The sequence below is a fragment of the Pseudomonas sp. PVC-3-1 genome, from assembly GCF_057444315.1.
This window is the reverse complement of the sequence record NZ_CM172023.1, coordinates 1,709,198-1,736,193: the sequence shown is the minus strand read 5'-3', so window position 1 is coordinate 1,736,193 and position 26,996 is coordinate 1,709,198. Positions and strand designations below refer to the sequence as shown.

Annotated in this window: 23 protein-coding genes; 8 read left to right on the top strand and 15 right to left on the bottom strand. The window is 65.7% G+C overall.

Annotated elements, in window-relative coordinates:
• Positions 1–140: 140 nt before the first annotated feature.
• From AC2T4A_RS08010 to AC2T4A_RS07955, 12 genes are all read right to left on the bottom strand, one after another.
• A complete protein-coding gene (locus tag AC2T4A_RS08010; RefSeq protein WP_236171299.1) occupies positions 141–1,436 on the bottom strand; it encodes an adenylosuccinate synthase in 1,296 nt (431 codons plus the stop codon).
• A gap of 66 nt (positions 1,437–1,502) precedes the next feature.
• Positions 1,503–2,681 (bottom strand): ATP phosphoribosyltransferase regulatory subunit, encoded by a 1,179-nt coding sequence (locus AC2T4A_RS08005; RefSeq protein WP_416750740.1) that lies wholly within the window; start codon positions 2,679–2,681, stop codon positions 1,503–1,505.
• A 34-nt stretch (positions 2,682–2,715) separates the two neighbouring features.
• Positions 2,716–2,901 carry a DUF2065 domain-containing protein gene (locus AC2T4A_RS08000; RefSeq protein ID WP_486743049.1) on the bottom strand — a complete coding sequence of 62 codons (186 nt, stop codon included), beginning with the start codon at positions 2,899–2,901 and terminating at the stop codon, positions 2,716–2,718.
• Positions 2,902–3,008: 107 nt separating this feature from the next.
• Positions 3,009–3,878 (bottom strand): protease modulator HflC, encoded by an 870-nt coding sequence (gene hflC, locus AC2T4A_RS07995; RefSeq protein ID WP_081515534.1) that lies wholly within the window; start codon positions 3,876–3,878, stop codon positions 3,009–3,011.
• Positions 3,878–5,050: an FtsH protease activity modulator HflK gene (hflK, locus tag AC2T4A_RS07990; protein ID WP_416750742.1), complete on the bottom strand. Its 1,173-nt coding sequence runs from the start codon at positions 5,048–5,050 to the stop codon at positions 3,878–3,880. The genes hflC and hflK overlap by 1 nt, the downstream gene beginning before the upstream one ends.
• Before the next feature lie 95 nt (positions 5,051–5,145).
• Positions 5,146–6,447, bottom strand: coding sequence for a ribosome rescue GTPase HflX (gene hflX, locus AC2T4A_RS07985; protein ID WP_045216226.1), 1,302 nt, complete (start codon positions 6,445–6,447; stop codon positions 5,146–5,148).
• A 12-nt stretch (positions 6,448–6,459) separates the two neighbouring features.
• Entirely contained in the window at positions 6,460–6,708 is a 249-nt protein-coding gene (hfq, locus tag AC2T4A_RS07980) for an RNA chaperone Hfq (protein ID WP_017520393.1), read from the bottom strand.
• A 106-nt stretch (positions 6,709–6,814) separates the two neighbouring features.
• A complete protein-coding gene (gene miaA / locus AC2T4A_RS07975; RefSeq protein ID WP_486743048.1) occupies positions 6,815–7,777 on the bottom strand; it encodes a tRNA (adenosine(37)-N6)-dimethylallyltransferase MiaA in 963 nt (320 codons plus the stop codon).
• A gap of 94 nt (positions 7,778–7,871) precedes the next feature.
• Positions 7,872–9,776, bottom strand: coding sequence for a DNA mismatch repair endonuclease MutL (mutL, locus tag AC2T4A_RS07970; protein ID WP_486743047.1), 1,905 nt, complete (start codon positions 9,774–9,776; stop codon positions 7,872–7,874).
• Positions 9,773–11,203 carry an N-acetylmuramoyl-L-alanine amidase AmiB gene (gene amiB / locus AC2T4A_RS07965; protein WP_416750749.1) on the bottom strand — a complete coding sequence of 477 codons (1,431 nt, stop codon included), beginning with the start codon at positions 11,201–11,203 and terminating at the stop codon, positions 9,773–9,775. The genes mutL and amiB overlap by 4 nt, the downstream gene beginning before the upstream one ends.
• 7 nt (positions 11,204–11,210) lie before the next feature.
• Positions 11,211–11,678, bottom strand: a complete 468-nt coding sequence (gene tsaE / locus AC2T4A_RS07960; RefSeq protein WP_416750752.1) for a tRNA (adenosine(37)-N6)-threonylcarbamoyltransferase complex ATPase subunit type 1 TsaE — start codon at positions 11,676–11,678, stop codon at positions 11,211–11,213.
• The gene (locus AC2T4A_RS07955; protein ID WP_486743046.1) at positions 11,666–13,162 is read right to left on the bottom strand and encodes an NAD(P)H-hydrate dehydratase; all 1,497 of its coding nucleotides are present in this window, start codon (positions 13,160–13,162) and stop codon (positions 11,666–11,668) included. Before AC2T4A_RS07955 ends, tsaE begins: the two co-directional genes overlap by 13 nt.
• 245 nt (positions 13,163–13,407) lie before the next feature.
• On the opposite strand from AC2T4A_RS07955, the gene queG reads away from it, so the two are divergent.
• Positions 13,408–14,469, top strand: a complete 1,062-nt coding sequence (gene queG / locus AC2T4A_RS07950) for a tRNA epoxyqueuosine(34) reductase QueG (protein WP_486743045.1) — start codon at positions 13,408–13,410, stop codon at positions 14,467–14,469.
• Between the two features lie 101 nt (positions 14,470–14,570).
• Here queG and orn read toward each other — a convergent pair whose 3' ends face one another.
• On the bottom strand, positions 14,571–15,113 hold the full coding sequence (orn, locus tag AC2T4A_RS07945) for an oligoribonuclease (protein WP_081515526.1): 543 nt from the start codon (positions 15,111–15,113) through the stop codon (positions 14,571–14,573).
• An 89-nt stretch (positions 15,114–15,202) separates the two neighbouring features.
• Here orn and rsgA point away from each other — a divergent pair, with 89 nt between their 5' ends.
• Positions 15,203–16,234 (top strand): small ribosomal subunit biogenesis GTPase RsgA, encoded by a 1,032-nt coding sequence (rsgA, locus tag AC2T4A_RS07940; protein WP_416750759.1) that lies wholly within the window; start codon positions 15,203–15,205, stop codon positions 16,232–16,234.
• Between the two features lie 199 nt (positions 16,235–16,433).
• Here the strand turns inward: rsgA and motB are convergent, their stop codons facing one another.
• Both motB and motA read right to left on the bottom strand, forming a co-directional pair.
• The gene (gene motB / locus AC2T4A_RS07935; RefSeq protein WP_486743044.1) at positions 16,434–17,489 is read right to left on the bottom strand and encodes a flagellar motor protein MotB; all 1,056 of its coding nucleotides are present in this window, start codon (positions 17,487–17,489) and stop codon (positions 16,434–16,436) included.
• Positions 17,490–17,491: 2 nt separating this feature from the next.
• Positions 17,492–18,343, bottom strand: a complete 852-nt coding sequence (gene motA, locus AC2T4A_RS07930) for a flagellar motor stator protein MotA (RefSeq protein WP_416750763.1) — start codon at positions 18,341–18,343, stop codon at positions 17,492–17,494.
• Positions 18,344–18,463: 120 nt separating this feature from the next.
• Between motA and AC2T4A_RS07925 the strand changes: the two genes are divergently transcribed.
• The 6 genes from AC2T4A_RS07925 (at position 18,464) to AC2T4A_RS07900 (ending at position 26,987) form a co-directional block, all read left to right on the top strand.
• Positions 18,464–19,987: an HDOD domain-containing protein gene (locus AC2T4A_RS07925; RefSeq protein ID WP_486743043.1), complete on the top strand. Its 1,524-nt coding sequence runs from the start codon at positions 18,464–18,466 to the stop codon at positions 19,985–19,987.
• A gap of 170 nt (positions 19,988–20,157) precedes the next feature.
• A complete protein-coding gene (rhdA, locus tag AC2T4A_RS07920; RefSeq protein ID WP_486743042.1) occupies positions 20,158–20,973 on the top strand; it encodes a thiosulfate sulfurtransferase in 816 nt (271 codons plus the stop codon).
• A 3-nt stretch (positions 20,974–20,976) separates the two neighbouring features.
• Positions 20,977–21,846 carry an archaetidylserine decarboxylase gene (gene asd / locus AC2T4A_RS07915; RefSeq protein ID WP_416750769.1) on the top strand — a complete coding sequence of 290 codons (870 nt, stop codon included), beginning with the start codon at positions 20,977–20,979 and terminating at the stop codon, positions 21,844–21,846.
• A gap of 76 nt (positions 21,847–21,922) precedes the next feature.
• The gene (locus AC2T4A_RS07910; RefSeq protein ID WP_478378603.1) at positions 21,923–22,900 is read left to right on the top strand and encodes an HPP family protein; all 978 of its coding nucleotides are present in this window, start codon (positions 21,923–21,925) and stop codon (positions 22,898–22,900) included.
• Between the two features lie 128 nt (positions 22,901–23,028).
• Positions 23,029–24,837, top strand: a complete 1,809-nt coding sequence (locus tag AC2T4A_RS07905) for a molecular chaperone (RefSeq protein ID WP_416750773.1) — start codon at positions 23,029–23,031, stop codon at positions 24,835–24,837.
• A 65-nt stretch (positions 24,838–24,902) separates the two neighbouring features.
• Complete coding sequence (locus AC2T4A_RS07900) at positions 24,903–26,987, top strand: EAL domain-containing protein (protein ID WP_478378601.1); 2,085 nt, start codon at positions 24,903–24,905, stop codon at positions 26,985–26,987.
• Positions 26,988–26,996: the final 9 nt, after the last annotated feature.

Sequence of the window (26,996 nt, the reverse complement as noted above, 5' to 3'; positions counted from 1 at the left end):
CGGGCTTCCTCCGGATGTAACGGATGTCTGGCGCGGAGCGCGCCAATCCGTTTCACCAGCAAAGCGCGTGCCGTCGCGCAGAATGCCCCGGAAACGACAACGGGCCGCATGAGCGGCCCGTTGTGGCATTCAGCTTGGAATCAGCCGAACGGATGGCGCAGGACGATGGTCTCGGCGCGGTCCGGGCCGGTGGAGATGATGTCGATGGGCGCACCGACCAGCTCCTCGATGCGCTTGATGTAAGCACGCGCATTGGCCGGCAGGCCTTCCAGGCTCTGCACGCCGACGGTGGACTCGCTCCAGCCCGGCAGATCTTCGTAGATCGGCTGAAGGCCGATGTAGCTGTCGGCATCGGTCGGTGCATCGGTCAGCAGTTCACCGGCGGCGTTCTGGTAGCCGGTGCAGATGCGCACGGTTTCCAGGCCGTCGAGGACGTCCAGCTTGGTCAGGCACAGGCCGGACAGGCTGTTGATCTCGATGGCGCGACGCAGGATGACAGCATCGAACCAGCCACAACGACGGGCACGGCCGGTAGTGGCACCGAACTCGTGACCGACTTTGGCCAGACGTGCGCCAACGTCATCGAACAGCTCGGTCGGGAACGGGCCGGAACCCACGCGAGTGGTGTAGGCCTTGGTGATACCCAGGATGTAGTCCAGGTACAGCGGACCGAAGCCCGAACCAGTGGCAGTGCCGCCTGCGGTGGTGTTGGAGCTGGTGACGAACGGATAGGTGCCGTGGTCGATGTCCAGCAGCGAGCCCTGGGCACCTTCGAACATGATGTTCTCGTTGGCGCGGCGCAGGTCGTGCAGGGTCGAGGTCACGTCAGTCATCAGCGGACGCAGCTCTTCGGCATAGGCCATGCACTCGTCCAGGGTCTTCTGGAAATCGACGGCCGGTTCCTTGTAATAGTTCTGCAGGACGAAGTTGTGGTAGTCCAGCAGCTCACCCAGCTTGGCGGCGAAGCGCTCGCGGTGGAACAGGTCGCCCACGCGCAGGCCACGACGGGCCACTTTGTCTTCGTAGGCCGGGCCGATGCCGCGACCGGTGGTGCCGATCTTCGCGTCGCCGCGGGCCTTCTCGCGAGCCTGGTCCAGGGCCACGTGGAAGGACAGGATCAGCGGGCAGGAGGGGCTGATGCGCAGGCGCTCGCGCACCGGCACGCCCTTCTCTTCCAGCTTGGCGATCTCGCGCATCAGCGCGTCGGGCGCCAGCACCACACCGTTGCCGATCAGGCACTGCACGCCTTCACGCAGGATGCCCGACGGAATGAGGTGCAGAACGGTCTTCTCGCCGGCGACGACCAGAGTATGACCAGCGTTGTGGCCGCCCTGGTAACGCACCACGGCAGCAGCCTGGTCGGTCAGCAGGTCGACGATCTTGCCTTTGCCCTCATCACCCCACTGGGTGCCCAGGACTACGACATTCTTACCCATAACTCTTATCCCCATCGTGGATGTTCGGTGCCGGCCGCGGCCGGCGAAAACTCGAAGTGACGCGCCTCAGAGCGCAGCCACCTGCCAATTGCCATCGCGAACCAGCAGTTGCTGGTCGCAGCCCGCTTCGGTAGCCGAAGCCGCATCCTGCCCGGGCAGCGCCTGTACCACGCGCACACCCTGACGGCGCAGCTGCTGCACCGCCTGCCACAAGCCAGCACCATCGGCCGGCGCCCAGACTCCGGTGCGCGGCTCGTCGAGCTGGGCGCGGCCGAGAGTGACCAGGGTCTTGAGGTCGGTGGAGAAACCGGTCGCCGGACGGGCGCGACCGAAGTCGGCGCCGATGTCGTCGTAACGGCCGCCCTGGGCGATGGACTCGCCAACCCCAGGCACGAACGCGGCAAACACCACACCCGTGTGATAGTGATAGCCACGCAACTCGCCGAGATCGAAATACAGCGGCAGTTGCGGGAAGCGTGCGGCCAGCGAGTCGGCGATGGCGGTGATATCAGCCAGCGCGGCCTGCACGTTGGCCGGGGCGCCAGCGAGCACTTCGCGCGCCTGGTCCAGCACTTCGCGACTGCCGCACAGCTCGGCGAGGGCGCGAAGCATACCGGCAAGCTCAGCAGGCAACCCTTCGGTCAGTGCCGCGACTTCGTCCACGGCCTTGCGCTGCAGCGCGTCGAACAGCAGTTGCTCGACTTCGCCGGACAGGCCAGCTGCCTGGGCCAGGCCACGGTAGATACCGACATGACCAAGGTCCATGTGCACGTCCGGTACCTGGGCCATCTCGAGCATGTCGAGCAGCAGGCTGATGACCTCTACGTCACCGGCTGAACCGGTATTGCCGTAGAGCTCGGCACCCAGCTGGATCGGGCTGCGCGAAGTGGCCAGCGCACGCGGGCGGGCATGCAGCACGCTGCCGGCGTAGCACAGGCGGTTCGGGCCTTCGCGACGCAGGCTGTGGGCATCCATGCGCGCCACTTGCGGCGTGATATCCGCACGGAACCCCATCAGACGGCCGGACGCCGGATCAGTGACCTTGAAGGTACGCAGGTCCAGATCCTGGCCGGCACCGGTCAGCAGGGATTCCAGGTATTCGATATGCGGGGTGACGACGAACTCGTATCCCCAGCGCTGGAACAGGTCCAGCACCTGACGGCGGGCTGCTTCAACGCGAGCCGCCTCCGGTGGCAGCACTTCTTCGATCCCATCTGGCAGCAGCCAGCGGTCTACCGTTGCCATGTCGCCTCTCTCCTTTTTTAGGCCGGGCGGCACTTCAATGAATGCAGTAAAGAAGGACGGTGCCAAGCAGCATGCTGCCCAGCCCGATGAGTCTCAGACTGCGGTCGCCAAGGCGCCCGAGCCCGCTCACGGCGTCGCGCCAGCCACGCGGATACAGGAATGGAAGGACGCCTTCCAGCACCAGCAACAGACAGAACGCCTTGCCCAATTCCTGCCACATGGCTCTCGTACATCATTCTCGCGGACGCAAAAAAGCCGGGATTTCCCGGCTGACCCATGATAACACGATTTCTCCGACGGGCGCTGCCGCCCGCCGGAGACTTTGACTTACGGTTTAGCTTTTTCCAGATAGCGGAAGAACTCGTTGCTCGGATCGAGCACCAGCACGTCCTTCTTGTCGGCAAAGCTCTCGCGGTAAGCCTTGAGGCTGCGGGTGAAAGCGTAGAACTCCGGATCGGCGGTGTAGGCCTTGGCGTAGATCGCCGCCGCCTTCGCATCGCCGTCACCGCGGGTTTCTTCCGACTCGCGATAGGCCTCGGCCAGCAGCACGCGACGCTGACGGTCGGCATCCGCGCGGATACCTTCGGCCAGTTCGCGCCCCTTGGCGCGGTGCTCGCGGGCTTCCCGCTCACGCTCGGTGCTCATCCGCTCGAACACGCTGCGGTTCACTTCCTTGGGCAGGTCGATGGCCTTGACGCGAACGTCCACCACCTCGATACCCAATTCCTTCTGTGCCATGCGGTTCAGCGAAGCGGTGATATCACCCATCAGCGCATCACGCTCACCCGACACCACTTCGTGCAGGGTGCGCTTGCCGAACTGGTCACGCAGACCGGCTTCCAGACGACGGGACAGACGTTCGTCGGCGATCTGCTTCATGCCGGAAGTCGCGGTGTAGAAGCGCTCGGCATCGGAGACGCGCCACTTGGCGTAGGCATCGACCATCACCGCTTTCTTCTCCAGCGTCAGGAAGCGCTGGGTCGGCGAGTCCAGGGTCAGCAGGCGGCCGTCGAACTTGCGCACCGTGTTGACGTACGGAATCTTGAAGTGCAGGCCAGGCTTCACGTCCGGCTCGACCACGCGACCGAAGCGCAGCATCACGGCGCGCTCGGTCTGTTGCACCACGTAGACGCTGCTCCAGACGGCAACAGCAACCACCACACCCGCGATGAGGGCGATCAGGGACTTGTTACTCATCAGCGGCTCTCCCGGGTACGCGTGTCACGCTGCTGCAGGTCGCTGGCGACCCGCGAACCGATATCCGGCGTGCTGCTGCTCGCGCTGGGCGCGGCGCTCGGAGCTGCCGAACCACGGCCATCCATCATCTTGTCCAGCGGCAGGTAGATCAGGTTGTTCTGACCTTGCTGGCCGGTGACCAGCACCTTGCTGGTCTGGCTCAGGACGTCCTGCATGGTGTCCAGGTACAGACGCTGACGGGTGACTTCCGGGGCCTTGTGATACTCGCCGGCCAGCTTGGCGAAGCGATCCGCCTCACCCTGGGCGCGGGAGACCACTTCATCGCGATAGCCGTTGGCTTCCTCGATGATGCGCTGGGCCTGACCACGGGCTTCGGGCACCACGCCATTGGCGTAGGCTTCGGCCTGGTTCTTCTCGCGCTGCTCGTCCTCGCGGGCACGGATCACGTCGTCGAACGCTTCCTGTACTTCACGCGGCGCGGCGGCGCTCTGGATGTTCACCTGGGTCACCGTGATACCGGTCTTGTAGGTATCGAGGAAGCGCTGCAGGCGATCACGCACCTCGGTGGCCATCTGTTCACGGCCCTCGGTGAGGATCTTGTCCATGGTCGTGGAGCCGGCCACGTGGCGCAGGGCGCTTTCGGTGGCGTGCTGCAGGCTCACTTCCGGCTGGTCGACGTTGAGCACGAAGTCCTTCAGGTTGCTGACCTTGTACTGCACGGTCAGCGGAACCTCGACGATGTTCTCGTCCTCGGTGAGCATCTGACCCTGCTTGCTATAGGCACGCTCGCGGGTGACGTTCTCCTGGAACTTCTTGTCGATCGGCGGGAAGTAAATGTTCAGGCCGGGACCAACGGTCTCGTGGTACTGACCGAAGCGCAGGATCACTGCCTGCTCCTGTTCGTCCACGACGTAGATGGCGTTGTACAGCCACAGCACGGCGAGGATCGCCAGGCCGATACCGAACAGACCGAGGCTACCGCCCCGACCACTGCCGCCACCGCCCGAACCACTGCCGCGCTTGGGTTTGCCGAAAATTCCGTTCAGGCTGTCTTGCAGCTTGCGGAAGGCCTCATCCAGATCAGGCGGGCCCTGGCGACCACCACCACGGCGTCCACCCCAGGGGTCCTGGTCGTTCTTGTTCGAGTTGTCACCCGGCTCATTCCAAGCCATAGCGCTCTCCATCTGATAACGCGAAAACGCGCCTACGGCGCGCCCACCTATGCTACCGAATGCCCCTTACCCTGCCAAAAACAGAGTGCCGGGCTTTATTGCAAAGTGTGTTGCGCAATGAACTCCGCCGGCTGCCAGCCTTCGCGGCTCACCATGCGGTTCAACTCGACACGCGGCAGGCGGACCTGCAAAACGGCGCGTCCTTGTTCGTCGTGATTCTCCGACTGTACCGCACCCAGCTCGAAGAACTGAGCACGAAGTCGCCCGAGGCGCTGTGGCAGGCAGAGCGTTCCAACGAACATGTCCTCCCCCAGCAACTCGGAAATCGCCTGTTCCAGCAGCTCCAGCCCACGCGACTCCCGCGCCGACAGCCAGACGCGGACCGGCTTGCCCAGCTCGTCGCGCTGGATCATTGGTTGCAAATCCGGGAGCAGGTCGATCTTGTTGTACACCTCGAGCATCGGCAACTCGTTCGCGCCGATTTCCTTGAGCACCGCCAGCACCTGTTCGATCTGTGCATCGCGATCCGGCTCGTGGGAGTCGATCACATGCAGCAGCAGGTCGGAGTTGCTGGATTCTTCCAAGGTAGCCCGAAACGCCTCCACCAGCTTGTGCGGCAGGTGGCGAATGAAGCCCACGGTGTCGGCCAGCACGATCGGCCCGACGTCATCCAGCTCCAGACGGCGCAGGGTCGGGTCGAGGGTGGCGAACAACTGGTCGGCTGCGTAGACCTCCGAAGTGGTCAGCGCATTGAACAGCGTGGACTTGCCGGCGTTGGTGTAGCCCACCAGGGACACCGCCGGAATCTCCGCACGGCGACGGCCACGACGAGCCTGCTCGCGCTGGCTGCGGACCTTTTCCAGGCGGGACTTGATCTGGCGGATGCGCCCACGCAGCAGGCGGCGGTCGGTTTCCAGCTGGGTTTCACCCGGACCACGCAGGCCGATACCGCCTTTCTGGCGTTCAAGGTGAGTCCAGCCGCGCACCAGACGCGTGCTCATGTGTTCCAACTGGGCAAGCTCCACCTGCAGCTTGCCCTCATGGGTCCGGGCGCGCTGGGCGAAGATATCGAGGATCAAACCCGTACGATCGAGCACGCGGCACTCGAGCGCTCGCTCGAGGTTGCGCTCCTGGCTCGGCGTAAGGGTGTGATTGAAGATGATCAGCTCGACCTTCTCGGCGTGGACGAGGTCGTGCAACTCTTCGACCTTGCCGCTGCCGATCAGGTACTTGGCTGAGGGCTGATGGCGCGAAATGCTGACGAAAGCAACCGATTCCGCGCCTGCCGAACGGGCCAGCTCCTGGAATTCCTGCGGGTCTTCGCGCGCCTCGGGGTCCTGACCTTCCAGATGGACCAGAATGGCCCGTTCCCCACCACCCGGGCGCTCAAAGAACAAGGCGGACTCCCGTCAAACGTTGCCCGGCTCAGCCGGTTGATCACCGGTGGGCAGGCGCACGGGGCGGCTGGGAACCACGGTGGAAATCGCATGCTTGTAGACCATCTGGCTGACAGTGTTCTTCAGCAGGATGACGAACTGGTCGAAGGATTCGATCTGACCCTGCAGCTTGATGCCGTTGACCAGGTAGATAGAAACCGGAACGCGTTCTTTGCGCAGGGTATTGAGGTAAGGGTCTTGTAGCGAATGCCCTTTTGACATATGCCGCACTCCTTGTAAGGGTAAAAAACTGATTTAGTAGTAGTCGAATTTGGCTTAACGCCGTCCTGAACCCCAAGGATAGACGGCCGGAATTAAGGTCTCGAGCCTATATGGAGACCGCCTCAAAGTATTTCAAGGCACGCGGCAAATTGTCGCTTGCCTGACTGTCCAACCAGTGTAGATCGCTCCAGCTGCGGAGCCAGGTGAACTGGCGCTTGGCCAGCTGCCGCGTGGCGATGACGCCGCGCTCCACCATCTCAGCGTAGGACAGTTTGCCCTCGAGGTAGTCCCATACCTGTCGGTATCCCACCGCTCTTATGGAAGGAAGCCCCACGTGCAAGTCATTCCTTGCGCGAAGGCGTTCGACCTCGGCGATGAAGCCCTGTTCCAGCATCTGGTCAAAACGTTGCGCGATACGCTCGTGCAATACCTGACGCTGCAGAGGCGCAATCGCCAGATGAGCCACAGTATACGGTAATTGTCCACCACCTTGCGCGCCGGGACCCGCATTTTCACTCGCCTGGCGAAGGCGGTGTGCAGTCATGGACATACCGCTTACACGGTAGACCTCGAGGGCCCGGACAAGGCGCTGGGGGTCATTGGGATGGATACGCGCAGCCGACTCCGGATCAACCCGGGCCAGCTCCTCGTGCAGGGCACCCCAGCCTTCGGCGGCGGCCCAGGCTTCCAGCTCGGCACGCACGGCGGGGTCGGCGCTGGGCATGTCGGCCAAGCCTTCCAGCAACGCCTTGAAGTACAACATGGTGCCGCCGACCAGCAGCGGAATCCTCCCGGCTGCAGTGATCTCGGCCATGGCGGCCAGGGCATCGGCGCGGAATTCCGCCGCCGAATAGGCCTCACTGGGGTCGCGGATGTCGATCAGGCGATGCGGAAATTCCTCCAGCACCTCGCGGGGCGGCTTGGCGGTGCCGATATCCATGTCGCGATAGATCAGCGCCGAATCCACGCTGATCAGTTCCACCGGCAGCAGACGCGCCAGCTCCAGCGCCAGGTCGGTCTTGCCGGCGGCGGTGGGGCCCATGAGGAATATCGCGGGAGGCAGGGACATCGGACGCTCGTTATTACTAAGTGCAGTCATTGCGCACTGCTGAATCGATTGGCGCGCAGTTTACTGCACTTTCCTGAACGCAACCTTACGAAAATCAACGCCCGCGCAGGAAAAGCTTGTCCAGTTCGTCGAGTCCCAGCTGGGTCCAGGTCGGCCGGCCGTGGTTGCACTGGCCGCTGCGCTCGGTCACTTCCATGTCACGCAGCAGACCGTTCATCTCCGGCAGCGTCAGCCGGCGATTGGCGCGCACGGCGCCGTGACAGGCCATGGTGCCAAGCAGCTCGTTGAGATGCGCCTGGATGCGGTCGCTGGTGCCGTATTCCAGCAGATCGGCGAGCACGTCGCGCACCAACTGGGTAGCCTCGGCCTGTTTGAGCAGCGCGGGAATCTGGCGGATTGCCAGGCTTTCCGGGCCAAGCCGCTGCAGTTCGAAGCCGAGCCTGGAGAACCAGCTGCCATGTTCCTCGGCGCAGTCCGCCTCGCGTTCGCTGACGGCAATGGACTCGGGCACCAGCAGCGGCTGGCCGCGCAGGCCTTCGCTGGCCATGGCGGTCTTCAGGCGCTCATACATGATGCGCTCGTGGGCGGCGTGCATATCCACCAGCACCAGCCCATGGGCATTCTCCGAGAGGATGTAAATGCCCTTGAGCTGCGCCAGCGCGTAACCCAGCGGCGGCACGTCCTGGCTGCTTTCCGGCAGGGCCTGGAGCACCTGGTCGGCAAGCGGAGCGAAATAGGCCTTGTAGGCACCCTGGGCCTCCTGGATCGGCGGTATTTCCGGGCGCGTGGGCTGATAGCTGTAGCCGCCACCGCCGCCAGAACCACCCGACGACGGGCTCGGCTGCCAGGCACGCGCGGCGGCCGGGGCCTCCAGCACAGTCCCGGACAGGCGCATCTCACCCTGCGGGCCGAACTCGCCGGCTTCCGCACCGGTCGGGCGCGGCACGGTCAGGCTGGTCGCGCCCGGCGGCGCCAGCTGGTCGTCCGGGCGCACTTCCGCCAGCGCCCGGTGCAGGGTGCCGTAGAGGAAGTCGTGGACCATGCGGCTGTCGCGGAAACGCACTTCGTGCTTGGTCGGGTGGACGTTGACGTCCACCACCGACGGGTCGACCTCGAAGAACAGCACGAAGGTCGGATGCCGGCCGTTGTACAGCACGTCGCGATAGGCCTGGCGTACCGCGTGGGCGACCAGCTTGTCGCGCACCATGCGGCCGTTCACGTAGAAATACTGCAGGTCCGGCTGGCTGCGGGAGAACGTCGGCAGCCCAACCCAGCCCCACAGGTGCAGGCCATTGCGCTCCACTTCGATGGGCAAGGCCTGTTCGAGGAAGCCGCTGCTGCACACGGCGCCGACGCGGCGGGCGCGGGAGGCTTCGTCCTTGGCTTCGTGCAGCGAGAGGATGGTCTTGCCGTTGTGGCGCAGGTGGAACGCCACGTCGAAGCGCGCCAGCGCGAGACGCTTGATGACTTCCTGCAGGTGATCGAACTCGGTCTTCTCGGCGCGCAGGAACTTGCGCCGCGCCGGGGTATTGAAGAACAGATCGCGCACTTCGATGCTGGTGCCCACCGGGTGGGCCGCCGGCTTCACCGTGGACTCCATGTCACGGCCCTCGACTTCCACCTGCCAGGCCTGCTCGGCGTCGGCGGTGCGCGAGGTCAGGGTCAGCCGCGAGACGGAGCTGATCGACGCCAGCGCTTCGCCGCGAAAGCCCAGGCTCATCACCCGTTCCAGGTCTTCCAGCTCGCGAATCTTGCTGGTGGCGTGGCGCGCCAGCGCCAGCGGCAGGTCATCGGCCGGAATGCCGCTACCGTCGTCGCGCACGCGCAGCAGCTTGACGCCGCCCTGCTCGACTTCGACGTCGATGCGCTTGGCGCCGGCGTCCAGGCAGTTTTCCAGCAGTTCCTTGATGACCGAAGCAGGTCGCTCGACCACTTCGCCGGCAGCGATCTGGTTCGCCAGCCGCGGGGTGAGCAGCTGGATGCGGCGCACCTCACTCATTGCTGCGACGCCAGGGAGGTGCCCGGAATCTTCAGCACCTGACCAATCTTCAGCTCGTCGCTCTTGAGCGAGTTGGCGCTGCGGATCGAGGACGTGCTGACATCGAAGCGGCTGGCCACCATCGCCAGGCTGTCGCCACTGCGCACGACGTACTCACGCGGGCCGGAAGCCAACTGGCCACCGTCGCGCAGCGAGGCGATGTAGGTACCCGGCGGCGGGGTCTGCACGAAGTACTGACGCACACCGGCAGCGATGGAGCGTGCCAGGGCCTGCTGGTGCGAACCGCTGGCCAGCTTGGCGGATTCGTTCGGATTGGAGATGAAGCCGGTTTCCACCAGGATCGACGGAATATCCGGGGACTTCAGCACCATGAAGCCGGCCTGTTCCACGCGGCGCTTGTGCAGCGGGGTGACGCGGCCGACGCTGGTCAGCACCTTGTGGCCGACATCCAGGCTGGAGGACATGGTGGCGGTCATCGACAGGTCGAGCAGCACGCCGGCGAGCATCTTGTCCTTGTCGTCGAGGTTCACGCCGCCGTCGCCGCCGATGAGGTCGGAACGGTTTTCCGTATCGGCCAGCCAGCGCGCGGTCTCGGAGGTGGCGCCACGATCGGACAGGGCGAACACCGAGGCCCCGAAGGCGCTGCGGCTGGGCGCGGCGTCGGCATGGATGGAGACGAACAGGTCGGCGCCCTTCTTGCGGGCGATCACGGTGCGGTTGCGCAGCGGGATGAAGTAGTCGCCGGTGCGCGTCAGTTCCGCGCGGAAGCCTTTCATCTGGTTGATCTGCCGCTGCAGTTCGCGGGCGATCGACAGGGTGATGTTCTTCTCGTGCAGGCCGTTCGGTCCGAGGGCGCCGGGGTCTTCGCCACCGTGGCCGGCGTCGATGGCAATCACGACGTCGCGCTTGCCGCCGCTGCTGGGCGCGGGAATCTTGGCGACCGACTGCACAGGGCTGACCGGCGTGGCAGGCACACTGGGAGTCGGTGTCGCGGGGACGTCCGGGGCGATGTCGGCGCCCTGGTCGTACAGATCGACGACCAGGCGGTTGCCGTACTGCTGGTTCGGCGGCAGCACGAAGCTCTTGGGCGTGACCTGGTTCTTCAGGTCCAGCACCAGGCGCAGGTCGGTGGGCGAACGCTGGGCAGAGCGCATCGCGGTGATCGGCGTGTTGCTCAGCTTGAGCTTGTCGAGGGCGGCGGACATCTGCGCGCCATTGATATCGACGACGATGCGGTTGGGCGCACTCAGGGTGAACAGACTGTGCTGCACGGGGCCGGACAGGTCGAACACCAGGCGTGTGTTGTCCGGCGCGCGCCAGATGCGCACGCTCTTGATTTGCGTGGCGGCAGAAACCTCACCGGCAAAGAATGCCAGCAGAACGGACACCCCGATAAACAACGCCCGAAGGCGCAACCCCCAACCCATCTTTTTTCTATGCTCCCGTGGCCAGGGCGGCACACCAGGCTTCGCCCCGTGTTCCGTGCGGGTCTAGGCGCAGCATGCGTCCGCCCGCATGCGGAACAATGGTAATGTCCATGTCGGCCTTTGGCAAAATGCCTTTGCCACGCTCCGCCCACTCGATCAGGCACAACGCGTCGCCTTCGAAGTAGTCGCGGATGCCGAGGAACTCCAGTTCCTCAGGGTCGGCGAGGCGGTAGAGGTCGAAGTGAAAGGCGCGCAGATCGCCGATTTCGTAGGGCTCGACCAGGGTGAAGGTCGGGCTTTTTACCGCTCCGCCATGGCCCAATCCCCGCAGGATGCCGCGCGACAGCGTGGTCTTGCCCGCCCCCAGATCCCCATGCAGATAGATCACCCCGCGCCCGCCGGTCGCCTCGGCGATTCGCCGACCAAGATCGACCATGGCGTCTTCGCCGTCGGCGAACAGATTCAGTTCAGGCATGGGCACAACTCCTCGAGCAACTGACGAACGGCAGGAATCAGATCGGCGGCAGCCAGTCCGCGCCCTTGCGCGCCAAGCGACTCGCCAGCGCGTGCATGCAGCCAGACTGCCAGGCACGCGGCATCGAAAGCAGGCAGCCCCTGCGCCAGCAGCGCACCGAGGATGCCGGAGAGCACATCACCCAGTCCGGCGCCCGCCATGGCGGGATGCCCGTGATTGCACAGCGCCAGGCGGCCATCCGGGGAGGCGACCAGGCTGCCGACTCCCTTGAGCACGACCACAGCCTGATAACGCTGCGCCAGCGCGTGAGCGGCTGTCGGCCGGTCGGCCTGGACCTCGGCGGTGGAAATACCCAGCAGACGCGCCGCCTCGGCCGGATGGGGTGTGATCACCCAGTCGCCGGACGGGCGAGCGACCAGACCTTCAGCCAGCAGGTTGAGCGCATCCGCGTCCCACACCTGTCGACGCTCCAGGCTCGCGGCAGCGCTGACCAGCACACGCCCCCAGGCTTCGCGGCCGACACCGGGGCCGACCACCAGCACATCGGCGCGCTCGGCAAGTCGCAGCAGCTCGGCAGAAGAAGAAACGCCACGCGCCATCAGCTCAGGCCGGCGAGCCAGTGCAGCAGGCACGTGGGCGGCACGGGTCGCCAGGGAAACCAGACCGGCGCCGCAGCGCAGCGCGCTCTCGGCGGCCAGCAGCACGGCGCCGCCCATGCCGGTATCGCCGCCGATCACCAGCGCATGGCCGAACAGGCCCTTGTGCGCGGCCTTCGGCCGTGAGGCCAGGCGCGACAGGGATGCCGGAGCGAGTCGGCGCGCAACGCATGCATCGGGAATCAGGGCCGGATCGGCCTCCAGCTCATCGAACGCCAGTTCGCCGCACTGGTCGGGACCGCTGGCGGTGAACAGGCCGAACTTGAGGCCGATGAAGGTCACGGTGAGGTCGGCCTGCACCGCGCACCCCAGGACTTGCCCGGTATCGGCACTCAAGCCGGAGGGGATATCCACCGCCAATACCGGCAAGCCGCTGGCGTTGATCGCCGCAATGGCCGAGGCGTAGGGCTCGCGCACCTCGCCGCCCAGACCGGTGCCCAGCAATGCATCCACCAGCACGCCACGCAGTTCGGCGCGGTCACTCCAGGCGTCGATATCCACCCCGCCGGCACGCGCCTCCCCATGGGCCGAGGCCGCATCGCCGGAGAGGCGCGAGGCATCACCTACCGCCAGCACGCGCACGCGCCAGCCAGCGCGCAAGGCCAGGGCAGCGATCAGATAGCCGTCGCCAGCGTTGTTGCCGTGGCCGGCCAGCACAGTGATTTCGCCGGCATCCGGCCATTGGCGGCGCAGCGCGCGCCAGGCGGCATGGGCGGCGCGGCGCATCAGTTCGAAGCCGGACGTGCCGGCGGCGATCAGGCGCGCGTCGAGGTCGCGCACCTGCTGAGCGCTGTACAGATTAAGGGGCAGTTCGTCGTGGGCAGTCATCGCGGTTCCGGGCGGCAGAATGTGTCGCCTGAGAGCCTGTTCAAAAGCATGCGAGCTAGAGCAGAGCAAGGCAAAAAGAGACGAGGAAGCGCAGTTTACTGCTGTAAATGAGCATTCCGAGTCTGTTCCTAACGCAGCTCTGCCGACGCGCAGCAGATTTCGAGCGGCTCTTGGCGTACGGGCGGGCCGACGCCGGCCAGGTCTGGCAGAATTATACGCACCCCGACTTCCGTTTCCCGCCTTCCATGCACGATTCAACACTCGACTACGCCAACCTCGCCCTCTCCATCAAGGACTGGGGGCGCGAACTCGGCTTCCAGCAGGTCGGCATCAGCGGGCTGGACCTGGAGACGCATGGCGAGCACCTGCAACGCTGGCTGGAAGCGGGCTACCACGGCGAAATGGACTACATGGGCGCCCATGGCAGCAAACGCTGGCGGCCGGACGAGCTGGTGCCCGGCACGCTACGGGTCGTATCGCTGCGCATGGACTACCTGCCCGGCGACACGCGCATGGCGCAGGTGCTGGGCGATGCGGAGAAGGCCTACGTCTCGCGCTACGCCCTGGGCCGCGATTACCACAAGCTGATCCGCAAGCGCCTGCAACAACTGGCCGAGCGCATCCAGCAGCGGATCGGGCCGTTCGGCTTCCGCGCCTTCGTCGACAGCGCGCCGGTGCTGGAAAAGGCTATCGCCGAGCAATCGGGCCTGGGCTGGATCGGCAAGAACACCCTGGTGCTCAATCGCAAGGCCGGCAGCTACTTCTTCCTCGGCGAGCTGTTCACCGACCTGCCACTGCCAGTGGACGAGCAGCACGGCACGGAGCACTGCGGGCGCTGCACGGCCTGCATGGACATATGCCCCACCGCCGCCTTCGTCGCGCCCTATGTGCTGGATGCGCGGCGCTGCATTTCCTACCTGACCATCGAGCTGAAGGGCTCGATTCCCGAAGACTTGCGCCCGTTGATTGGCAACCGCGTGTTCGGCTGCGACGACTGCCAGATGGTCTGCCCGTGGAACCGCTTCGCCCGCGCCACCGACCAGGGTGACTTCCAACCGCGCCACAGCCTGGACAACGCCGCGCTGGCGGAGCTGTTCCTGTGGACGGAGGAGGAGTTCCTCAGCCGCACCGAGGGTTCGCCGTTGCGGCGCGCCGGTTACGAGCGCTGGCTGCGCAACCTGGCCGTGGGGCTGGGCAATGCGCCGTCGACCATCCCGGTGATCGAGGCGCTGCGCGCGCGGCGGGAGTTCCCGTCGGAACTGGTGCGCGAGCATGTGGCGTGGGCGCTGGGCCGCCACAACGCCTGAAGCTTGGGGCTATTAGTAGGAGCGAGCTTGCTCGCGAACAGCCCCCGCAGCGGAGTCGGTTCGCGAGCAAGCTCGCTCCTACAAGAGCAGGTTCGCTCCGCTTACACCTTGATGAAGTGCTCGCGGTAGTAACGCAGTTCGGCGATGGACTCACGGATGTCGTCCAGGGCCAGATGGGTGTTGCCTTTCTTGAAGCCGTCGCGCACCGCCGGGGCCCAGCGCGCGGCCAGTTCCTTGAGGGTGGAGACGTCCAGGTTGCGGTAGTGGAAGTAGCCTTCCAGCTTCGGCATGTGGCGGTAGAGGAAGCGGCGGTCCTGGCAGATGCTGTTGCCGCAGATCGGCGAGCTGCGCTTGGGCACCCACTTTTCCAGGAAGGCGATGGTCATCGCCTCGGCTTCGGCTGCCGAGATGGTGCTCTCACGCACGCGCTGGGTCAGGCCGGACTGGCCGTGCTGGCGGGTGTTCCACTCATCCATGCCGGCGAGCAGCTCCTCGCTCTGGTGCACGGCGATCACCGGGCCTTCCTCGAGGATGTTCAGGTCACTGTCGGTGACGATGGTCGCCATCTCGATGATGACGTCCTTGTCCGGGTCCAGCCCGGTCATTTCCAGGTCGATCCAGATCAGGTTCTGTGGGTTCTGCATGATGGGGCTCCTCAGCTCAGCCCTCTAGTTTAGCGGGAAGCACGCCTTCGCATGCTAAACTGCGGCGCGATTTTCCCTGTGGATACCCTATGGCCAAGCGTCACCTCACCCGCCGGCAGAGCTGGCGGATCGAAAAAGTCCAGGAAGAGCGCGCTGCCCGCGCCGCCAAACGCGAATCGCGTGCCCTGGAAGAACTGGAAGGCGGCGACCTCGGCCCGGAGCAGACCGGCCAGGTGATTGCCCACTTCGGTGTGCAGGTGGAAGTCGAGGCCCAGGACGGCGACGCCGCCGGCCAGGTATTCCGCTGCCACCTGCGCGCCAACCTGCCGCCTCTGGTGACGGGCGACCAGGTGGTCTGGCGGCCGGGCAACCAGGGCATCGGCGTGATCGTTGCGCAGTTGCCGCGCACCTCCGAGCTACGTCGCCCGGACATGCGTGGCGTGCTCAAGCCGGTGGCGGCCAACGTCGATCGCATCGTCATCGTCTTCGCGCCGCGCCCGGAACCCCACGCCAATCTCATCGATCGCTACCTGGTGGCTGCCGAACACGCGGGCATCAAGCCGCTGCTGCTGCTGAACAAGGCCGACCTGATCGACGAGGACAATGCCCCCTTCCTCGATTCGCTGCTGGGCACCTACCGCGAGCTGGGCTACCCGCTGCTGGAGGTTTCCGCCTTCAACGGACTGGCCCTGGACGCCCTGCGCGCCGCGCTGAACGAGCACGTCAGCGTGTTCGTCGGCCAGTCGGGCGTGGGCAAGTCGTCGTTGGTGAACGCGCTACTGCCGGGCGTCGACACCCGCGTTGGTGATCTGTCGGAAGTCACCGGCAAGGGCACCCACACCACCACCACTGCTCGGCTGTTCCACTTCCCCGCCGGCGGCGATCTTATCGACTCCCCCGGCATCCGCGAATTCGGCCTCGGCCATGTCAGCCGTGACGATGTGGAAGCGGGCTTCATCGAATTCCACGACCTGCTCGGCCATTGCCGCTTCCGCGACTGCAAGCACGACCGCGAGCCCGGCTGTGCATTGCTCAAGGCGCTGGAAGATGGACGTATTTCGCCGCAGCGGATGGCCAGCTACCGGCACATTCTTGCCAGCCTGCCGGAAGACGAATATTGATGGGCAAGTGAGCGTCGGTCGTCCGCGGCGCGGAGGTTGCGGGCCCCTGTAGGAGCGAGCTCGCTCGCGAACCGCCCAGCGACGGCACTGCAAGTGGACTCTGTTCGCGAGCAAGCTCGCTCCTACAAAAAGCCTCTCGCCGATCTGAGGCGAAAAGGCGAAGAAAAAGGCCAGCTTTTCAGCTGGCCTTTTTCGTTCATCACTGCTGCTTGTTCAACTCGTCGAGCTTCAGCGTGCCGCCGTCATCGAACAGGTTGAGCTTCTGCTTGAGCTGGTCCGGCGGCAGCGGGTCGCCCTGCCCGGTCGCCGGCTTGGCCGGCGCGCCATTGCCATTGGTCGCGGCAGCGCCGGGAGCTGCGCCATCGGCAGGTTTGTCGCCTCCGCCATCCTGACCTTCGATGGCACGTTGGGCCTTCTTGGTCAGGACGATGATGTCAATGCGACGGTTCACCGGGTTGAGCGGCTGGTCGCGGTCGAACAGCGCGGACGAGGCGTAGCCCACCACGCGGGCAATCTGGTCTTCCGGGTAGCCACCGGCTTCCAGCGCGCGACGCGCGGCGTTGGCGCGGTTAGCCGAAAGCTCCCAGTTGCCGAAATCGCCGTTGCCGGCGTAGGGCTTGGCGTCGGTGTGGCCGCTGATACTGATCTTGTTCGGCACCTGCTTGATGGTCTCGGCCAGCGCCAGCAGGATGTCCTCGAAGTACGACTGCAAACGCGCACTGCCCAGGTCGAACATCGGCCGGTTGTCCGAGTCGACGATCTGGATGCGCAGGCCGTCCTGGGTGATCTCGAAGAGAATCTGGTCCTTGAAGCGCTTCAGGGTCGGGTTCTCGTCGACCTTGTTCTGCAATTCCTGCAGCAGCAGCTCCAGACGCTCCTTTTCCACCTGCTCGGCGACGTCCTGAGCCTGCTGCTCGGTAATCTTGGCGTTCTCGTCCGGATTGATGCGCGTCTCATCGGCGTCCGGCTGTGCCTGGATCTGCGGGTTCAGCGTCTTGTCCGGCGCCGGCGTCGGCGTGCCGCCCAGGTCAATGACGTAGGGGCTGGCGCTCTCGGTAAAACCGATCGGGTCCTGGAAGTAGCCGGAGATGGCCTTCTTCTGCTCCGGCGTGGCCGAGGACAGCAGCCAGAGCACCAGGAAGAACGCCATCATGGCGGTGGCGAAGTCGGCGAAGGCGATCTTCCAGCCACCGCCATGGTGGCCAGCGGCATAGCGCTTGATGCGCTTGACGATGATCGGCTGGTTGTTATCCATGCTTAGCGACCACGTACCGCCTGTTCCAGCTCACTGAAGCTGGGACGGTGTGCCGGCAGCAGCACCTTGCGGCCAAATTCGACGGCCAGCGACGGCGGCATGCCGGAGGCAGACGCCACCAGGCAGGCCTTGATCGCTTCGTAGAGGTTCAGCTCTTCCTTGGCGTCGTGCTCCAGGGCGTTGGCCAGCGGGCCGACGAAACCGTAGGCGGCGAGAATACCGAGGAAGGTACCCACCAGCGCCGCGGCGACGTGGTGGCCGATCTCGGCCTGGCTGCCCTGACCGAGCAGGGCCATGGTGATCACGATGCCCAACACCGCGGCGACGATACCGAAGCCCGGCAGGGCGTCGGCGACGCGGGTCACGGCGTGGGACGGATGTTCGAAGTCTTCCTTGAGGCTGCCCAGTTCCATGTCGAACAGGCCCTCGAGTTCGTGGGGCGCCATGTTGCCGGAGGACATGATGCGCAGGTAGTCGCAGACGTACGCGGTCATGCGTTCGTCCTTGAGCACCGCCGGGTACTTGCTGAAGATCGGGCTGGCAGCCGGATCCTCGACATCGGCCTCGATGGCCATCATGCCTTCGCGGCGGCTCTTGTTGAGCACTTCGTAGAGCATGCCCAGCACTTCCAGGTAGAAGGTGTGGGTGAAGCGGTTGCCGAACATCTTCGGCGCCTTCTTCAGCACGGTCATGAAGGTGCTGCCAGGGTTGGCCTGGAGGAACGCGCCCAGCGCGGCGCCGCCGATGATCAGCACTTCGAACGGCTGGATGATGGCCGCGATCTTGCCGCCGGAGAGCATGTAGCCGCCGAGCACGCTACCCAGAATGACGATGATGCCGATGATTTTTGCCATGGGGACCGGACTGAAACTGTGAACAGAAAGGAGGCATGATTCCCGCCTCCCTGTTGTTATCGGAGATTTCGGGCAAGACTATAGGCCGAAAACACTAAAAACCAGTTCGGCGCCTTACGCATGTCAAAGCAAATGCTTCATCCAGAGCGTCTCAAGGCCTGGCTCACGCAGCTGGAAAATCTGCCTTTGCCGGTTCCGCTGGAGCAGCGCGATGATATTCGCCGTGCGCTGAACGACAGCCGCCGCTCGATCCGCGACATCGCCGAACTGCTGCAGGACGCGCCAACCCTGGCCTTCGCCATCCTGCGCGAGGCCAACCGCGCCGAGAGCGCTCGGAGCAATCCGGCGGAAAGCCTGGAAGTCGCCCTTAACCGCCTGGGCCTGACCCGCGTCACCCAATTGCTCGACAGCCTGCCGGCGATGCCCGAAGCGCAGATGCCCCGCGCCCTGAGCCAATTGCTGCTGATCAGCCGCCATGCCATGCAGCAGGCCAGCGGCCTGTTCGCCAACCGCCTGGCGCGGCTGTGGCAGGAAATCCACTGGGGCAGCCTGTTCACCCTCGCCCCGCTGTGGGCACTGGCCAGCGCCAGACCGGAACTGATGGAAAGCTGGCAGCGCCAGGTCTACGGCCTGGGCCGCTGCAGCAGCGAAGTCGAAGAGGAACTGCTCGGCACTCGCCTGCTGCCGCTGTGCCGCGCGCTGGCCGACAACTGGCGGCTGCCGGATTGGGTCGGCCAGGGCTACGCCCTGCTCAGTGACGACAAGCGCCTGCTGGTACGCGCGCTGCACGTTGCCCACACCGAACACGAACCGCTCGGCCAGCAGCAACGCCTGGACGCCGACCCGGAATTGCAACGCTGGCTGACCCGACCAGCCAACACCATCCTGCTGGCCAACAGTCTGGCCATGGCCGCGCACCAGTCCTGGGGCGGCGTGCACATGCTGCGCTGGCAGCGCCTGACCAGCCTTTATCTGCAGATGCCGCTGGAGGAACTGCAACAGACCGTCCACGGCCTCGCCGCGCAGAGCGCCCGCCGCCATGCCCGCCCACTCCTCTGGCACCCCGCCGAGGCGCTGCTGTGGCCCTGGGATGCGCGCCGCTGGCTCAACGGGCCGAAGGCAGAGGAACCGGCCAAGGCACCGGACACCCTCGCCGAATGGCGCCAGCACTGCACCCGCCTGATGCAGACGCCCAGCCCCTTCGGCAACGCCGTGCAATTGCTCGACTGCGCCACCGCTGCGCTGCAAGCCTGCGGGCTGCAACGCGGGATGATCCTGCTGGCCGACAAGGGCGGCAGTTGGTTGCAGGCGCGCCGGCACTTCGGCCTGGACGGCGAGATTGGCGACTTCAAGCTGGAAGTCGCCGCCAGCCCGGTGCTGCGCAAACTCCTGCAACAACCCGGGCAACTGCGCCTGAGCCCGGCCAACATGGCCGAGTTCTCGGCACTGATACCCGGCTCGCTGAAGGCGCTGCTGCCCAGCGAACATCTGCTGCTGCGCTCGCTGGGCAACGGCGCGCGAGTGGTCATGCTGGTCGTCTCCGACCGTCATGGACAGCCGCTGGCTGACTTGCACGCTCAAGCCTTCGGCCGCACCGTGCAGTGCATCGAGCACGCGGTGAAGCAGATGGCGCGGGGTTCCTGATCCGCGAAAGGTTTGCGCCCCGCCGTCTCCCCTTTAAACTAACCGCCCTCAGAACCCGTTCAACGTCTCGCCGAGTGCAGCTCAGGCAGACATTGGACAGCTTCTCACGGGGTAGCCCAAGGCGCCTGCTCGCCTTGCCTCCCCCACCTTTTCCGCCGGGAGTCTCCGTCATGTCCGCCTTCTCCGCCCTGCCCCTGGTGATCGAACCGGCTGACCTCGCCAGCCGCCTCGACGCCCCCGAGCTGATCCTGGTCGACCTGACCAGCGCCGCACGCTACGCCCAGGGCCACATCCCCGGCGCCCGTTTCGTCGCCCCCGCGCGTACCCAATTGGGTGGCACACCGGCTCCGGGCCTGCTGCCGGCCAAGGCCGACCTGGAAGCACTGTTCGGCGAACTGGGCCACAACCCCGATGCTGTCTATGTGGTCTACGACGACGAAGGCGGCGGCTGGGCCGGCCGCTTCATCTGGCTGCTGGACGTGATCGGCCACGACAAGTACCACTACGTCGATGGCGGCCTGCACGCCTGGCTCGCGGACAACCTGCCGCTCTCCGAGAACGTCCCGGCACCGGCCGGCGGCCCGCTGCCGCTGACCCTGCACGACGAACCCACCGCCACCCGCGAATACCTGCAGAGCCGCCTGGGCGCCGCCGACCTGGCCATCTGGGACGCGCGCAACCCCAGCGAGTACAGCGGCCAGAAAGTCCTCGCCGCCAAGGCCGGCCATGTGCCCGGCGCCGTCAATTTCGAATGGACCGCCGGCATGGACCCGGCCCGCGCCCTGCGCATCCGTACCGATATGCCGCAGATCCTCCAGGACCTGGGCATCACCAAGGACAAGGAAGTGATCACCCACTGCCAGACCCACCATCGTTCCGGCTTCACCTACCTGGTGGCCAAGGCCCTCGGCTATCCGCGGGTCAAGGGCTATGCCGGTTCCTGGTCGGAATGGGGCAACCATCCCGACACCCCCGTAGAGGTTTAAGGAATGTCGTTCAAAGATCGTCTGTTCATCCTCGCCCAGTACCTGCTGCCGCATCACCTGCTGTCGCGCCTGATCGGCTGCGCCGCGGAATGCCGCGCGCCCTGGTTCAAGGACCGCCTGATTCCCTGGTTCGCCCGCCGTTACCGGGTGGACATGCGCGAAGCCCAGGTCGAGGACCTGCGTGCCTATGAGCACTTCAACGCCTTCTTCACCCGCGCCCTGAAAGACGGTGCTCGTCCGCTGGACGAAACCGCCGACGCGGTGCTCTGCCCCGCCGACGGCGCCATCAGCCAGCTCGGCCCGATCGAGCATGGTCGCGTATTCCAGGCCAAGGGCCACAGCTACAGCCTGATGGAGCTGCTGGGCGGCGACGCCGAGCGCGCCGCGCCCTTCATGGGCGGCGAGTTCGCCACCGTCTACCTGTCGCCCAAGGACTACCACCGCGTGCACATGCCGCTGGCCGGCACCCTGCGCGAGATGGTCTACGTGCCGGGCCGCCTGTTCTCGGTGAACCAGTTGACCGCCGAGCAGGTGCCGGAGCTGTTCGCCCGCAACGAGCGCGTGGTCTGCATCTTCGACACCGAGCGCGGGCCGATGGCCGTCGTGCTGGTAGGCGCGATGATCGTCGCCTCCATCGAAACCGTGTGGGCCGGCCTGGTGACTCCACCCAAGCGTGAGCTGAAGTCCTTCTCCTACGACGAAGCCTCCCGTGCGCCGATCCACCTGGAGAAAGGCGCCGAGCTGGGCCGCTTCAAGCTGGGCTCCACCGCCATCGTGCTGTTCGGGCCGGAGCAAGTAAGTTGGGCGGAAAACCTCGCCGCCACCAGCGCCGTGCGCATGGGCGAGCGCCTGGGTGGTGCGCGCCAGGGCTAAGGCCCGCTCTCCATAAGGCGGGCGGCCAACGAGTCGCCCGCCACTGCTTTTCGCCTCATCGTGCCAGCTCCCTGCCATGAAACGCTTTCTGCACCTGATGGGCTGGCGCGCCAACGCCACCAGCCATCTTGAAAAATGGCTCTCCGCAATCGGAGCGCTGTGCGGCATCGCCGCCATCTATGCCGTCACCCACTGGGTCCTGCCCAGCGAAGCGGCCATCTGGGTCGTCGCCTCCATGGGCGCCAGCGCAGTGCTGCTGTTCGCCGTCCCCCACGGCGTACTGTCGCAACCCTGGGCCGTACTCGGCGGCCAGGTGCTCTCGGCCCTGGTCGGGGTGATCTGCCAGAAACTCTTCCCTGACCAGAGCTTCACTCCCGCCCTCGCGGTAGCGGCGGCGATCCTGGTCATGCATTACGCCCGCTGCATCCACCCGCCCGGCGGCGCCACCGCACTGGCGGCAGTGTCCGGCGGCCCGGCGATCAGCGCCCTGGGGTTCCACTACGTACTCAGCCCGGTGCTGCTCAATGTGGTCCTGATCCTCGCCGTTGCGGTGGCCTTCAACGGCCTGTTCGCCTGGCGCCGCTATCCCGCACCGCTGGCGCGCCTGCCCGCCACGCCAAAGCTGCCCACAGGTCCGGCCCCGGAGGACCTGTACCACGCGCTGCGCAAGATGGATTCATACATCGACGTGCAGTTCGACGACCTGCTGAAGATTCTCCAACTGGCCCAGGAGCATGCCCAGGCGCAGCGCCTGACGCCCGAGGACATACTACTCGGTGCCAGCTACAGCAACGCCCTGAGCGGCGATGCCTGGGCCGTGCGCCAGGTGATCGACGACCACCCGGACAAGCGCAGCCGCCAGGACCAGGTGGTCTACAAGGTGGTCGCCGGCGCCGGCAAGGGCAATACCGGCGTCTGCCGGCGCCAGGATCTGCTCGACTGGGCCGCCCACCCGGTGATCGCCCAGGGCGACGGCTGGGTACGCAGCACCGCGCAGGACTCGGCGAAGAACGCCCTGCAACGCCAGCTCAAAGGGGAAACGCCACTGCCGTGACCTGTCCACGCACCATCCGGGCGATGGGCTGCGGCGGGCGACGGATGCTGCTAGAGTTCGGAAAAAGCCGACAGTTATGACCAACCAGTTCGTACAACGAGCCGGATTGTGGAGAAACCATTCCCGCCATGGACAACAGTCCCCAGCAGTTTCTACGTGTCCCCACCCCGACGCACGAGAGCCTGAGCTTCTGCAACGCCAATGCGCGCGAGCTGAAAAACTGGCTGGATCACCTGCCAAAGGCCAACCTCGGGGAGACCGCCCGCCAGCTCTACCAGGGGCTGATCGAACTCAACCAGCTCAAGCTGCCGGTCGAGACGCGCCTGCAATTGCTGGAACTGTTCCGCCCGGAAGTCCACTTCGTCTGCCATAACCTGGAACGGCACTTCCTCAACCAGTCCATCGTCCTGGACGAGCGTCCGCGCAAGGTCGCCAACCTCTGCCAGGCCCTGCAGAACCACCTGGCCATCGGCTACAAGCTGATCGTCGTGCGCGAAGCCTCGCGCTTCACCCGCGAGCGTGCGCAGGTGATGACCGCCGCCATCCAGCGCGCCATCCGCAGCCTCTGCGGCCCGCTGGTGCGTGCCTCGCAGTTGTACTGCCCGGTGCCGGAAAACCTCTGGCTGGAACTCCATCAGCTCTACCAGCTGGCCCGCCAGCACGGGCTACAGCACACCCCGGTACGCGATGCGCTGGCGCGCCAGTCACAGGGGTTGTCCATCGAGCATTCGTACCTGGTAGCGCTGATGCTCGGCTCGGCGCGCTGCAACCAGATGCGCCAGAACAACATTGCCCGCGTCGCCGAAGCCCTCGAAGGCTGGGCGGCACAGGTGAAAGTGCAGGCGGCCGATGCGCCCTCCACCCTGTTCGTGGTGGTGCCGCAGGTGGATGGCCCGCCGCGCTATCGCACCCTGTTCAAGGAAAGCGACCTCGCTGGCGCCCTGGGCATCGACCCGCAGCCGCTGGTGGATGTGATCCGCGAATACCTCCTGCTGCCGCCGGAAAACCGCGCGCAGGCCCGCCTGAAGGTGCCCGAGGGCATCAGCGTCGACCTGCTGCAACACCTCGCCGCCGCTTGGGGCGACATCGCCGAGCGCACCTTCCACCGTACTCCCGGCCAGGGTCAGCTGACCCTTTGCATCGGCATGAGCGCCCTGCACTACTTCCTTGCCGGGCGCAGAAGCTTCAACGATGTGCTCAAGATCCAGGTGCAGGAGCAGGTACCGACCTTCAAGGCCGAAGTGAAGGACGCCTGGTCCGGCGCCTTCGATGCGCAGAAGGTCAACGACTGGCAGCCCGGCATGCCGCTGGAGGAAATCGAATACAGCGCGCCGCGCGCCCCTGACGACAGCGGCCTGGGCATCGCTTCGGAAACCCCGCGCGACGACTACCCGGTGTTCACCCTCAACATCGTCAACCACAGCCCCGGCGGTTACTGCCTGACCTGGCCGAAGGAAATCCCCAGCCAGTTGCAGGCCGGCGAACTGCTCGGCATCCAGGACACCCCCGAGCACAGCTGGAGCGTTGCCGTGGTGCGCTGGATCCGCCAGGTCCGCGGCGGCGGCACGCAGATGGGCATTGAGCTGATCGCCCCGCTCGCCCAACCTTGCGGCCTGCAACTGCTGCGCAAGACCGAGCAGGGCAGCCAGTACCTGCGCGCCCTGTTGCTGCCGGAGATTTCCGCGATCTCCCGCCCGGCCACCGTCATTACCCCGCGCCTGCCTTTCCAGGAAGGCAATCGCGTGCAACTGAACCTGCACGGGGAGGAGCGTCGCGCCACCCTGACCCGCAAGGTCACCGCCACGGCCAGCTTCACCCAGTTCGAATACCAGGCACAGGATGCAGCCGGCACGACGAGCGATAAGCCCATCACAGCACCGAATGCTCGTGGCGCTGGCGGGGAGGAAGACTTTGACTCGCTCTGGAAGTCTCTGTAGATTCCGGAAGATTCCCTTTCGTCGCCTTTTTGCTGCCGTCCAGCACGGTATAAGCAGCCTTCCTCATGGCCAATGAAAAGAAAACCATCCGCCTGCTGATCCTGGAAGACTCGCAGAACGAAGCCGAGCGCCTGGTCAGCCTGTTCCGCAACGCCGGTCGTGCGACCCGCGTCCACCGCATTACCTCCAGCGAAGACCTGACGGACATCCTGCCCCAGGGCTGGGACCTGCTGATCGCCGCTCCCGAAGCCGAGGCACTGGACCCCAGCGAAGCGCTGGGCGCCATCCGCCGCCAGGCCAAGGACATCCCCTTCATCCAGCTGGTCAGCGGCAACGATTCTGACGCCGTGACCGAGGCACTGGCCCTCGGCGCGCAGGACGCCCTGCCGCAGGGCGAGGACGAACGACTGATCCTGGTGGCCAACCGCGAGCTGGCCAACCTCGAAGAGCGTCGCGCCCGCCGCTCCGCCGAAGTCGCCCTGCGCGAAGCGGAGAAACGCTGCCAGTTGCTGCTGGACAGCTCGGTGGATGCCATCACCTACGTCCACGACGGCATGCACATCTACGCCAACCGCGCCTACGTCGGCCTGTTCGGCTACGAAGACGCCGAGGAACTGGAAGGCATGCCGATGATCGACCTGATCGCCGGCTGCGACCAGGCCAACTTCAAGGACTTCCTCAAGGGTTACCATCTCACCAAGGAAAGCACCGAGGACAACGCGGACCTGGCCTGCAGCGGCATCCGCAGCGACGGCCAGGCCTTCGCCGCACGCATGACCTTCTCGCCGGCCACTTACGACGGCGAGCCGTGCATCCAGGTGGTGATCCGCGCCGAAACCGGCAATGCCCAGCTCGAAGAAAAGCTGCGCGAAGTCAGCAGCCAGGACCTGGTCACCGGCCTCTTCAACCGCGCGCACTTCCTCGACCTGATGGACAGCGCCGTGGAGCGCGCGGTGACCGCCGGGCAGCCGGCGACCTTCGCCTACATGCTGCTCGACCGCGCCCAGGCGCTGCAGCTCGACCTCGGCGTCGCCAGCATCGACCTGCTGCTGGCGGACCTGGGCAACCTGCTGCGCGGGCAGTTCCCCGCACAGGCCCAGCTTGCCCGCCTGAGCGACGACGTCTTCGCCGTGCTGCTGCCGGGCGAAGACCCCGAGCAGTCCGCCCCGCGCTTCAATTCGCTGCTGAAGAAGGTCGAAGGCCACCTGTTCGACATCCATGGCCGCACCGCGCAGGTCACCCTGTCCATCGGCACCGCCGGGCTGGACGAGAAGACCACCCGCGCCCAGGACGTCATCGAGCGCGCCCACCGCGGCGCCGATGACGTCGCGCAGAAGGACGGCAATGGCCTGAAGGTTTACAACCCGGCCGATGAGCTGGCCGCCGCCGCCTACCGTGGCGACATCAGCGCGATCATCCGCCAGGCGCTGGAGCAGAACAGCTTCCGCCTGCTGTTCCAGCCGATCATCAGCCTGCGCGGCGACACCCACGAGCACTACGAAGTGCTGCTGCGCCTGCTCAACCCGCAGGGCGAGGAAGTGCCGCCGGCAGACTTCCTCAATGCCGCCAAGGGCAGCGGCCTGGCCGAGAAGATCGACCGCTGGGTACTGCTCAACTCCATCAAGCTGCTCTCCGAGCACCGCGCCAAGGGTCACGAAACCAAGCTCTTCGTGCACCTCTCCGGCCCGAGCCTGCAGGACCCGGAACTGCTGCCGTGGCTCAGCGTCGCACTGAAGGCCTCGCGCCTGCCGGCCGACGCGCTGATCATCCAGATCAGCGAGCCGGACGCCATCGCCTACCTGCGCCAGGCCAAGCTGCTGAGCCAGGGCCTGGCCGAGCTGCACTGCCAGATCGCGCTGTGCCAGTTCGGTTGCGCACTCAACCCGTTCAACACGCTCAAGCACATGAACGTCGACTTCGTGAAGGTCGACGGCTCCTACGTGCAGGACCTCAACAGCGCGGAGAACCAGGAAAACCTCAAGACCCTGATGGCCAGCCTGCATGCCCAGGCCAAGCTGACCATCGTGCCCATGGTGGAAAGCGCCACCGCGCTGGCCACCCTGTGGCAGGCCGGCGCCAACTACATCCAGGGTCGCTACCTGCAGGGCCCGAGCCAGGCGATGGACTACGACTTCGCCTCGGACGAATAAGCCGGAACG